Origin of the sequence: Pseudomonas sp. 7P_10.2_Bac1, assembly GCF_025465935.1 — a bacterium.
GTDB lineage: Bacteria > Pseudomonadota > Gammaproteobacteria > Pseudomonadales > Pseudomonadaceae > Aquipseudomonas.
In genome coordinates this window covers 53,296-64,814 of record NZ_JANLNV010000034.1, presented here as the reverse complement: position 1 = coordinate 64,814, position 11,519 = coordinate 53,296, and the positions used below count along the sequence as shown (strand labels likewise).

The window sequence follows — 11,519 nt, the reverse complement described above, 5'->3', positions numbered from 1 at the left end:
GGGGGGGGGGGGGGGGGGGGGGGGGGGGGGGCCCCCCCCCCCCCCCCCCCCCCACCCCCGCTCCTACAGGCTCAACCACGCATGTTGCACTGTCAGTTACGCCTGATAGCACTATGGTTTTCGGGGAAAAATATGACTGGGTTGTAATTTCTCTGCGAACTCGGAAAATATTTAAAAATCCCGGTATTGCGCAGAGTCCGCATACTAATCATTGGCTGATAAATCTTACCCACTTCCATATTGGGGACTAAAAATCCGGGAAACACTGCTGCTGCAGTCCCTTTAAAAGCCTTTGTTTTAAGCCCTGTCAAGTTAGAGACTTGCTGGGCAAAATTTGCCTCTGCACTGTGGCAGATCATTAATTTGACTGCATCGTATTTTCCGAAATCAATGCCTCCTTCCCTCGCTAAATTTATTAATTTATCAGGGCTGACGGGACTGTCTTGTGACCCAACTTTCAGCGCCCCATTTTCAAAATCACCATGCGCGTCGAAAACAATTTTACGCTGACCTTTTTTTGATAATTGTTCATACACATAAATGTCTGAATTCAGCTTTATATAATTAGACGTCGCTTTTATATGCATACCTGTAGGCGCACGGTAAAACTCCCAAAAACTGTCTGCTGCTTTTCGCAACGCAGCCAGAAAAAAATGCCCACTCGAGTCAACTCGATTAACTGAATCCCCACCACAATACCCATAACAATTAATTCCACCATTCCCAAACGGGCTCCAACTGTCCGGGCTGTTAAAACGCATCAATACCGGGTTAAACGCCCGATATCCATTGCCCAACACATAATGCCCCGTCACCGGATCAGCCCGTTCGCCATTAAAACCCAGCACACTGGCCACGCCACTGTCAGCCGAGCGATGGCCATACACGCTGTAAGCAATGGGTTGGATTTTATCGGGGTTAACCGTGTGCAACACCGAACGTTGCAGGTCGGTGGCCAGCAGGTTGCTGCCACCCGCCCCGCCCTCGGCCAACACGTGCTCGCCCGCCTGAAACACACTGCGCTGCACAGCGCCCTCAATTTCGGTAGTCATGCGCGAGCTGTTGTAAAAGCGCCGAATACCCGCCGTCTGGACCAAGCGATCCAGCGGGTCGTAGGTATAGATGGCTGTGGCCATGTGTGAACGCTCGTCGTGTGCAGGGATTTGCGCTCAGCTTGCACCGGCACGGAGCAACTGCCTACTGACAGATCTGCTAGGTACAGCCCTGTAGGAGCGAGCTTTCCTCGCGATCTTTTGATCGTTGAAAGATCGCGAGGCAAGCTCGCTCCTACAGGCTCAACGCATGCGTGTTGGCGCCGGAAAATCAGCCATTTCGTACGACGTTTCGCTTTCAATCCAAGGACACTTCCGAGAAAATCCCGTTCGCTTGCGCCCACTCCATTCGGGGCATAGTCTCGGCCATCGCTGCAAAAAACAGCGGTCGGGTTTAGTAGCCCAGTTTGTGAGCAAGGCGCAAGGCGCCACCTGAGTGAGGCGCTTTTTTTCGGCCGCAACTTTATGGTGGCCGTGCGCAGGGCACCTTAGGGTGCGCCGGTTTCCAAGCTCACCGGTCTACTAACCTGCGTACGGCTGCCACCCACTCGTTTAGTAGCGGCAGGTGTCAGTTCCCTTAACGAGGTTGGAGCTGTAACCATGAAAAAACTGACACCCGATCCACCTGTCACATCCCCCGATGCCGTTGAGCGCACGTCACAGTTACTGGACCGTGCGGCGGCCGATCGCGCCCTTGATTACTACCTGCACAACCATAAGCCTCCACGGCACATGGATCAGGCCATGTATGCCATACCCGGCAGCGTCAATTTAGAAGCGGCTTTGGCCCAGGCGTCAGACTTGTTGCGCTGTATGGTTGCTTCGGCGAGTGAGGCGGGGAATGGTTTGAGCGGCAATCAGCGCGATGTGGTGCTGTCCATCGGGCACTTGGCGGAGCTGGCCAAGAGCTATGTCGATACATCGCTGGACCGTCTGGTCACGCACTAAGCGGCACGCGCCTGAGTGCAAGCTGGCGCGTCAATTTGAGTCGACCACTCCTACATTCCTCAACACTCCACCGCACTCACCGCCAACCCGCCGCGTGAGGTTTCTTTGTATTTGTCGTGCATGTCGGCGCCGGTGTCGCGCATGGTGCGGATCACCCGGTCCAGTGAGATGAAGTGCTGGCCGTCCCCGCGCAGGGCCATTTGTGCGGCGTTGATGGCTTTGACCGCGGCGATGGCATTGCGCTCGATACACGGTACTTGCACCAGCCCGCCCACCGGGTCGCAGGTGAGGCCCAGGTTATGTTCCAGACCAATTTCTGCGGCGTTGCACAACTGCTCGGGCGTGGCCCCGAGAATTTGCGCCAACCCCGCCGCCGCCATGGCGCAGGCCGAACCGACCTCGCCCTGGCAGCCCACTTCGGCGCCAGAAATGGAGGCGTTCTTTTTGCACAGAATGCCGATCGCCGCCGCGCTTAATAAGTAGTCGACGACGTTGGCTTCGCTGACCTCGTCGCTGAATTTCATGAAGTAGTGCAATACCGCCGGGATGATACCCGCCGCACCGTTGGTGGGCGCGGTGACCATACGCCCGCCAGCGGCGTTTTCTTCGTTGACCGCCAGAGCGAACAGGTTGACCCACTCCATGGCGCTGAGGGTGGAGCCGATCACATTGGGCTTGTTCAGCTCTTGCAGACTGCGATGCAAACGCGCCGCCCGACGCCGCACATTGAGGCCGCCGGGCAGGATGCCTTCGTGTTTCAAGCCGTGCTCGACGCACGACTGCATGGCGTGCCAGAGCTTCAGCAAACCGCAGCGGATTTCATCTTCACTGCGCCAGGTACGCTCGTTGGCCATCATCAAGGCCGCCACACTCAAGTGATGTTCGCGGCACAGGTTGAGCAGTTCGACGGCGCTGCAAAAGTCATACGGCAGTTGAGTGCGGTCGGTGTCCATGACGCCACTGGCCGCTTGCGCCGCATCCACCACAAAACCACCGCCCACGGAGTAGTACGTGTCGCGATGCAGTTCACCGTTTTGCGCCTCGGCCACCAGAGTCATGGCGTTGGGGTGGAACGGCAGGTTTTCGTCGAGCAGGCGCATGTCGCTGGCCCACACGAAGGGGATAGGCAGGTAGCCATCGAGCAGCAGTGTCTGGCTGTCGTGCAGCGCTGCAATGCGCGGGGCAATCTGCGCCGGGTCGATGGCGTCTGGCCACTCGCCCATCAAGCCCATGATCACTGCTGTGTCGCTGCCATGGCCGATGCCAGTGGCCGACAGTGAACCGTAAAGCTGCACTTCAATGCGTCGCACCTGTTGCAGTTGGTCGCGTTCGCGCAGCCCCTGCACAAACAGTGCAGCCGCCCGCATGGGCCCCACGGTGTGGGAGCTGGAAGGGCCAATACCAATCTTGAACAGGTCAAACACGCTGATAGCCATGGGGACGAGCCTCGTAATGAGTGCTCGCATCATGGTCGGTTTTCAGCCCCTGAAAACGTCCAGCAACGACCCGCTATTGTCTGCCAGCGCCGTCGCCGTTTTATGCGGTGCAGACGGGCCAAAAGTGCGGTTTTTGGGGTGGAAACGTCCAAATACGACCTCGCAGGTATCAGATACGACCCTGCCTGTACTGGATGCGACGCGGGCGGTAGGCGTTTGATTTTGGCTGTTACATGATCAGTCTCGACTCGATTGCCAGATGCCAGCCGGCATCACCCAACTGCGACTGATACGGGCGGCTTTTCGATCGAAAACTGCCACCCAGACACACAGGAGTCGTTCAATGAAACATTCCTCCCCCTTGCTGTTGGCTGCATTGCTGAGTCTGCCAATCGTCACCCAGGCTGCAGAGCCCGCGCAGTGCAGCACCGTCAACTTTTCGGATGTGGGCTGGACCGACATTGCAGTCACGACTGCAGTCGCCAGCACGGTGCTGGATGCGCTGGGCTACAAGACCAGAACCACCATGATTTCGGTGCCGGTCACCTACAAGTCGCTGGCTGAAGGCAAGAACATGGACGTGTTTTTGGGTAACTGGATGCCCACCATGGAAAACGACATCAAGGCCTACCGCGACGCAGGAACAGTCGACACCGTGCGCGCCAATCTGGAAAACGCCAAGTACACCCTCGCCGTACCGCAGGCGCTGTATGACAAAGGCCTGAAAGACTTTTCCGACCTGCCTAAATTCAAGAAAGAACTGGACGGCAAGATCTACGGGATCGAGCCGGGCAACGACGGCAATCGCACGATTCAAAGCATGATCGACAAGAACGCATTTGGCCTCAAGGACGCAGGCTTCAAGGTGGTGGAGTCGAGCGAAGCCGGGATGTTGTCGCAAGTCGACCGTGCGCAACGGCGCGGCACCGACGTGGTGTTTCTGGGTTGGGAACCGCACCCCATGAACACCCGCTTCAAGATGAAGTACCTCACCGGTGGCGATGAATTTTTCGGCCCCAATTTTGGCCAGGCCACCATCTACACCAACACCCGCAAAGGCTACACACAGGAATGCCCCAACGTGGGCCAGTTGCTGAAGAACCTGGTGTTTACCCTGGACATGGAAAGCACCCTGATGGGCAAGGTGCTGGACGACAAGATCAAGCCGGATGTGGCTGCCAAAGCCTGGCTTAAACAGAACCCTCAGGTGCTCGACACCTGGCTCGCGGGCGTGACCACGGTGGATGGCAAGCCGGGTCTTGAGGCGGTCAAGGCCAGCCTGGCGAAGTAATCGCGGAGGCCGGGCGGCTTGCCGTTGCGGCTCCGTTTTAACTCCACTTGCATGCGGACGTCACTACCATGCTGATAGATCACAAAATCCCGTTGGGTGAGTACATCGCCAATTTTGTCGACTGGCTGACCCAACATGGCGCCAACATTTTCGACATGATCGCGAGCACGCTCGAAGCCATGATCCACGGCGTGACGTTCGCGCTGACCTGGTTCAACCCGTTCGCCTTTATCGGCCTGGTGGCCTTGTTTTCGCATCTGATTCAGCGCAAGTGGGGGCTCACGGTCTTTGTCGCTTTGTCGTTTCTGCTGATCCTCAACCTGGGCTATTGGCAAGAGACCATGGAAACCCTCGCGCAGGTGGTGTTTGCCACGTTTGTGTGCGTGATCATCGGCGTGCCGCTGGGCATTGTCGCCGCGCACAAGCCCGCGGTGTATACGTGCATGCGCCCGGTGCTGGACTTGATGCAGACCGTGCCGACGTTTGTGTACCTGATCCCTACCCTGACCCTGTTTGGCCTGGGCGTGGTGCCGGGGCTGATTTCGACCGTGGTGTTTGCGATTGCCGCGCCGATCCGCCTGACCTACCTGGGCATTCGCGACGTGCCCCATGAACTGCTGGATGCCGGTAAGGCCTTTGGTTGTTCGCGCCGCCAATTACTGACCCGTATCGAGCTGCCCCACGCCATGCCGAGCATCGCCGCCGGGATCACCCAGTGCATCATGCTGTCGCTGTCGATGGTGGTGATTGCCGCGCTGGTGGGTGCGGACGGCCTGGGCAAACCGGTGGTCAACGCGCTGAACACCGCCGACATTGCGCTGGGCTTTGAAGCCGGGCTGGCGATTGTGTTGCTGGCGATCATGCTCGACCGGATCTGCAAACAGCCGGACGCCAAGAAAGGAGCTGACGCATGAGTATTATTCGCTTCGACAAGGTTGACGTGATCTTCGCCAAAAAACCGCGTGAGGCGCTGAGGCTGCTGGACGAAGGCCTCTCGCGGGATCAGATTTTGAAAAAGACCGGGCAGATCGTCGGCGTCGAAAAGGCCAGCCTGGACATCGACAAAGGCGAGATCTGCGTGTTGATGGGCTTGTCCGGCTCGGGCAAATCCAGCTTGCTGCGCTGCATCAACGGGTTGAACACGGTGAGCCGTGGTCAGTTGTTTGTGGAGCATGAAGGCAAGCAAATCGACATCGCCTCCTGTACCCCCGCCGAGCTGAAAATGATGCGCACCAAGCGCATTGCCATGGTGTTTCAAAAGTTCGCCCTGATGCCGTGGCTGACAGTGCGCGAGAACATCAGCTTTGGCCTGGAAATGCAGGGCCGCCCCGAGAAAGAACGCAAGGCGCTGGTGGATGAAAAGCTCGAGCTGGTGGGCCTGAGCCAGTGGCGCAACAAAAAGCCCGACGAGTTGAGCGGCGGCATGCAACAGCGTGTGGGCCTGGCGCGGGCACTGGCGATGGACGCCGATATTCTGCTGATGGACGAACCGTTCTCGGCGCTTGACCCACTGATTCGTCAGGGCCTGCAAGACGAATTGCTGGAGCTGCAGCGTAAGCTCAGCAAGACCATCGTGTTCGTCAGTCACGACCTGGATGAAGCGCTGAAACTGGGCAGCCGCATCGCGATCATGAAAGACGGCAAGATCATCCAGTACAGCAAACCCGAAGAAATCGTGCTTAACCCGGCAGACGACTACGTGCGCACATTCGTAGCGCATACCAACCCGCTGAACGTGTTGTGCGGGCGCAGCCTGATGCGCACGCTGGACAACTGCAAACGCATCAATGGCTCGGTGTGCATCGATCCGGGGGATGATTCATGGATCGACCTGGCCGAAGGCAACACCATCAAGGGTGCGCGCAATGGCGCGGGGGTGGTAGATCTGCAGCAATGGCGCAGCGGGCAATCGGTCGACAGCCTGGACCGCAGACCCACGTTGGTGGACTCGAGTATCGGCATGCGTGATGCACTACAAATTCGCTACCAGACCGGTAACAAGCTGGTGCTGCACGACAATCAGAAAGTGGTGGGGATACTGGGTGATACCGAGTTGTACCACGCGTTGTTGGGCAAGAACCTAGGTTGACGAATAACCCCCTGTAGGAGCGAGCTTGCCTCGCGATCTCTAGATCTTTAAAAAGATCGCGAGGCAGTTGGCTCCTACAGCAGGTATGTGCTCTTAGTTGTATACCCGCCCAAGGAGCTGGCGATGACTTTCAAACTGGTCGAGCACGTCTCGGCAGATTTGCTCGTCAGTGAAGCCCATCAGGTCGTACTCCTGTTTGCCGTTGTGCAGGTACACCTCGGCCCGGTAGAAACGACTGCGCACGCCGTCCTGGTCAGACTCGCTTGGCGCGGCCAAGTAGCCGTCCAGGCTCACTTCGTAGACAAACGGGTTGCCTTCCGACATCTCTACCCGCACACCCATGCAACGCTTGGCGGCACCCAGCAAGGTCTGCACTTCCAGGCCTTGGCTACGCAATTGCGCAGCCGCTTCTTCCAGCGCCGGGGTCACGTGTTTGTCCATGAAGCGCTGCACCACCGCTTGGGTCGGTTGCAGGTCTTGGGTGGTCAAGCGCTCGCTGAAACCACGACGACCACGAGCCGCCAGTTCAGCTTGTTCCTGTTCAACCAGAGTGTCCTGGCGCATGGCTTTGTGCAGGCCAAACATAAACAGCACCAGCACCACCGAGAACGGCAGGCCCGCCAACACCACCATGGTTTGCATGGCCGCGAAGTTACCGGCAAACAGCAAACCGATGGTCACCAGGGTAATGACCACCGACCAGAAAATACGCAGCCAGTGCGGCGCATCTTCGTCCACGTCGCCGCCTTTGCACGACAGGTTAGCCATCATTACGGCACCGGAATCCGCCGGGGTCAGGAACAGCACGAAGCCCACAAAGATCGACACACCGATTACGATTTTCGACGCCGGGTAGTGTTCCAGCAGTTGGTAAATCGCCATCGACGGTTGTTCAAGGGCGGTTTTGCCCAACTCCACCGCGCCCTGGTTGACCACCAGGTCCAGTGCCGAGTTACCGAAAATCGACAACCAGGCCAGGGTAAAGCCCAGCGGAATCAACAGCACGCCCGCGACCAGTTCACGCACAGTACGACCACGGGAAATACGCGCGATGAACATGCCGACAAATGGGGCCCAGGAGATCCACCACGCCCAGTAGAACAGGGTCCACAGGCCCAACCAGCCTTCGGTTTTTTTGCTGTCGCCTTCGTACACGTACAGGTCGAAGGTTTTCATGATCAGACCGTTGAGGTAGTCACCCACGTTCTGCACAAAACCGTTGAGCAGGTGCAACGTGGGGCCAAACAGCAGCACGAAAATCAGCAAGCCGCTGAACAAGATGATGTTCAGGTTGGACAGACGACGAATACCGTTTTCAACACCGGAAACCGCTGCGATGGTGGCCACGGTGCTCATCACGATGATCACGATCAACAGGTTGGTGTTGCTGTGTTGCATGCCGAACAGGTTTTCCAGCCCCGACGACACTTGCATCGAGCCAATGCCCAGGTTGGTCACCAACCCCAGCAACGTCACGAACATGCCGAAGCCGTCTACCGCGTGGCCCGCAGCGCCCTTGACCCAACGCTCGCCCATCAATGGGTACAGCGCCGAACGCAACGCCAGCGGCTGGTTGTGACGGTAGGCAAAGTACGCCACGGCCAGGCCGACCAGCGCGTAGATCGCCCAGCCGTGCAAACCCCAGTGCAGGAAGGTCAGTTGCAGTGCCTGACGCGCCGCTTCATGGCTGGCCGACACGCCTTGCGGCGGGTTGAAGTAGTGGTCCAGCGGCTCGGACGCGCCGAAGTACAGCAAGGAGATGCCGATACCGGACGAAAACAGCATCCCGGCCCACGCGCCGTAGCTGAAATCGGGTTTGTCTTGCTTGGTCCCAAGCTTCAGTTTGCCGTAGGACGAAAACGCCAGACCCACGACAAAAATCAGATAGGCGGCAATCACCACCATGTAGTACCAACCGAAGGTGCGCGACAGCCATTCCTGGGCAACGCCCAACATGTGGCCGGCGTCTTCAGGGAAGGCGATCAAAATGGCGGTCAACAGCAGTATTAAGCCGGTTGCGGTGTAAAACACCGCACCATTGACCGACACCTTTTGTGGCGGGGTCTTTATAAGAGAGGCAGAACTCATTGCACGGGTGCTCCAGGCAAGTGCGACACAAGGACTTAAGGCAACGCACCACTCGACCAATCGGTTAGATAGCGACCAACGGTCGAGTGATATAAAGACACCGCTAAAAAACCGGACCCTGCCTGTCCCTGTAGGCGCGAGCTTGTCTCGCGATCTTTTGATCTTTAAAGATCACGAGACAAGCTCGCGCCTACCGGCTTTCCGCATCCGGAGATATTTACCGTGTCGATTTTTCGCCACTCGTTGTAGGAAAAGCACCACAGCACGCGACGAATTGTCGCAGATATTATTCTTTGTTGATTGAACGTTCAATCAAAACAAAATAGACTGGCCATCGTTCAGTGATTGACATGCGCTGCGCGCTGGCCCAAGGAGATGTAGAAAATGCCCAAGGTCGGTATGCAACCCATACGCCGCCAGCAGTTGATCGAAGCCACCCTAGCGGCGGTCGATCAGGTCGGGATGGCAGATGCCAGCATTGCGCTAATTGCCCGTTTGGCCGGCGTGTCGAACGGCATCATCAGTCACTACTTCAACGATAAGAACGGTCTGATCGCCGCCACCATGCGGTACTTGATGAACGTTCTGATCGATAACGTCGCCGAGCGCCGTCAAGCGCTCAACGACGACAGCCCAAGGGCGCACTTGCAGGTAATCGTTGAAGGCAACTTTGACGCGAGCCAGGTCAGTGGCCCGGCAATGAAAACCTGGCTGGCCTTTTGGGCAGCCAGCATGCACCAACCGTCGTTGCACAGATTGCAGCGGATTAACGATCACCGCTTGTACTCCAATCTGTGCTGCCAATTTCGGCGCGTGTTGCCGCAGGCCCAGGCCCGCAATGCAGCGCGAGGCCTGGCAGCTCTCATCGATGGTCTATGGTTGCGGGGTGCCCTGTCGGGTGACGCATTCGACACCGAACAGGCACAACGCATCTGCTACGAATACATGGATCTACAACTGGCGAAACAGGAGAGTTAGGCATCAACCCACGCTTAACCCCTGAACTGTCGTGAATCTGTGGTGCCACAGTTAGATGGCACCCGATTGACGATGAACGCCCACCACTGATGCACTTGCGAGGAATTTATGGCCCGTTTCGAATTGCAAAAACTCTACATCGACGGCGGCTACACCGACGCCGGTAGCGACGCTACTTTCGATGCCATCAACCCGGCTAACGGCGAAGTCCTCGCACAAGTGCAACGTGCGACCAAAGAAGACGTTGAGCGTGCCGTTGTCAGCGCTGAAAAAGGCCAGAAAATCTGGGCTGCCATGACCTCCATGGAGCGTTCGCGCATTCTGCGTCGCGCTGTCGAGATCCTACGCGAGCGCAACGATGAGCTGGCCGCCCTGGAAACCCTGGACACCGGCAAGTCGTACTCCGAAACCCGTTACGTCGACATCGTGACCGGCGCCGACGTGCTGGAATACTACGCAGGCCTGGCACCCGCCATCGAAGGCGAGCAGATCCCGCTGCGCACCACCTCTTTTGTTTACACCCGCCGCGAGCCGTTGGGCGTTGTGGCCGGTATCGGCGCCTGGAACTACCCGATCCAGATCGCCCTGTGGAAATCCGCACCCGCCCTGGCGGCCGGTAACGCGATGATCTTCAAGCCAAGCGAAGTGACCTCGCTGACCACCTTGAAGCTGGCTGAAATCTTCACCGAAGCAGGCCTGCCAGACGGCGTGTTCAACGTTCTGACCGGCAGCGGCCGTGAAGTCGGCACCTGGCTGACCGAGCACCCACGCATCGAGAAAATCTCGTTCACCGGCGGCACCGACACTGGCAAAAAAGTTACCGCCAGCGCCACCAGCTCGTCCCTCAAAGAAGTGACCATGGAACTGGGCGGCAAGTCGCCACTGATCATTTTTGACGACGCTGACCTGGACCGCGCGGCAGACACCGCGATGATGGCCAACTTCTACAGCTCGGGCCAGGTGTGCACCAACGGCACCCGCGTGTTCGTGCCGACTGCACTTAAAGCCGCTTTCGAAGCCAAGATCCTGGAGCGCGTTGCGCGCATCCGCATCGGCAACCCGGAAGACGAAAACACCAACTTCGGCCCGCTGGTCAGCTTTGCTCACATGGAAAGCGTGCTTGGCTACATTGCCAAGGGTAAAGAAGAAGGTGCCCGCGTACTGTGCGGCGGCGAACGCCTGACCGAAGGCGCGCTGGGCAAAGGCGCCTACGTGGCACCGACTGTGTTCACTGACTGCACCGACGAGATGACCATCGTCAAAGAAGAAATCTTTGGCCCGGTGATGAGCATCCTGACGTACGACAGCGAAGAAGAAGTGATCCGTCGTGCCAACGACACCGAGTTCGGCCTGGCCGCCGGTATTGTCACCAAAGACCTGAACCGCGCACACCGCGTGATTCACCAGCTGCAAGCGGGCATTTGCTGGATCAACGCCTGGGGCGAATCCGATGCAAAAATGCCGGTGGGCGGTTACAAGCAATCGGGCATCGGCCGTGAAAACGGCATCAGCTCGCTGGCTCAGTACACCCAGGTCAAATCGGTACAGGTAGAGCTGGGCGATTACGTTTCGGTGTTCTAAACCCAAAACGTAATACCTGTAGGAGCGAACTCGTCTCGCGATCGTTTGATCCTTTA

9 protein-coding genes are annotated in these 11,519 nt (G+C 57.8%); 6 read left to right on the top strand and 3 right to left on the bottom strand.

The window, feature by feature from the left end:
• Window positions 1–92 precede the first annotated feature (92 nt).
• On the bottom strand, window positions 93–1,136 hold the full coding sequence (locus NTD86_RS06730; protein WP_262201377.1) for an RHS repeat-associated core domain-containing protein: 1,044 nt from the start codon (window positions 1,134–1,136) through the stop codon (window positions 93–95).
• Between the two features lie 516 nt (window positions 1,137–1,652).
• Between NTD86_RS06730 and NTD86_RS06725 the strand changes: the two genes are divergently transcribed.
• Window positions 1,653–2,000, top strand: coding sequence for a DUF6124 family protein (locus NTD86_RS06725; protein ID WP_262201376.1), 348 nt, complete (start codon window positions 1,653–1,655; stop codon window positions 1,998–2,000).
• Window positions 2,001–2,059: 59 nt separating this feature from the next.
• Here the strand turns inward: NTD86_RS06725 and NTD86_RS06720 are convergent, their stop codons facing one another.
• Complete coding sequence (locus NTD86_RS06720; protein WP_262201375.1) at window positions 2,060–3,436, bottom strand: L-serine ammonia-lyase; 1,377 nt, start codon at window positions 3,434–3,436, stop codon at window positions 2,060–2,062.
• Window positions 3,437–3,779: 343 nt separating this feature from the next.
• On the opposite strand from NTD86_RS06720, the gene NTD86_RS06715 reads away from it, so the two are divergent.
• The 3 genes from NTD86_RS06715 (at window position 3,780) to choV (ending at window position 6,816) form a co-directional block, all read left to right on the top strand.
• Window positions 3,780–4,727: a choline ABC transporter substrate-binding protein gene (locus NTD86_RS06715; protein ID WP_262201374.1), complete on the top strand. Its 948-nt coding sequence runs from the start codon at window positions 3,780–3,782 to the stop codon at window positions 4,725–4,727.
• A 68-nt stretch (window positions 4,728–4,795) separates the two neighbouring features.
• The gene (gene choW / locus NTD86_RS06710; RefSeq protein WP_262201373.1) at window positions 4,796–5,641 is read left to right on the top strand and encodes a choline ABC transporter permease subunit; all 846 of its coding nucleotides are present in this window, start codon (window positions 4,796–4,798) and stop codon (window positions 5,639–5,641) included.
• Window positions 5,638–6,816, top strand: a complete 1,179-nt coding sequence (choV, locus tag NTD86_RS06705) for a choline ABC transporter ATP-binding protein (protein ID WP_262201372.1) — start codon at window positions 5,638–5,640, stop codon at window positions 6,814–6,816. The genes choW and choV overlap by 4 nt, the downstream gene beginning before the upstream one ends.
• Window positions 6,817–6,909: 93 nt before the next feature.
• On the opposite strand, the gene NTD86_RS06700 is transcribed toward choV, so the two are convergent.
• Window positions 6,910–8,904: a BCCT family transporter gene (locus NTD86_RS06700; RefSeq protein WP_410016955.1), complete on the bottom strand. Its 1,995-nt coding sequence runs from the start codon at window positions 8,902–8,904 to the stop codon at window positions 6,910–6,912.
• A gap of 384 nt (window positions 8,905–9,288) precedes the next feature.
• Between NTD86_RS06700 and betI the strand changes: the two genes are divergently transcribed.
• Together betI and betB are read left to right on the top strand one after the other, a co-directional pair.
• Window positions 9,289–9,882, top strand: coding sequence for a transcriptional regulator BetI (gene betI, locus NTD86_RS06695; protein WP_262201371.1), 594 nt, complete (start codon window positions 9,289–9,291; stop codon window positions 9,880–9,882).
• A 108-nt stretch (window positions 9,883–9,990) separates the two neighbouring features.
• Window positions 9,991–11,463 (top strand): betaine-aldehyde dehydrogenase, encoded by a 1,473-nt coding sequence (gene betB / locus NTD86_RS06690; protein ID WP_262201370.1) that lies wholly within the window; start codon window positions 9,991–9,993, stop codon window positions 11,461–11,463.
• The last annotated feature ends 56 nt before the right edge of the window (window positions 11,464–11,519 follow it).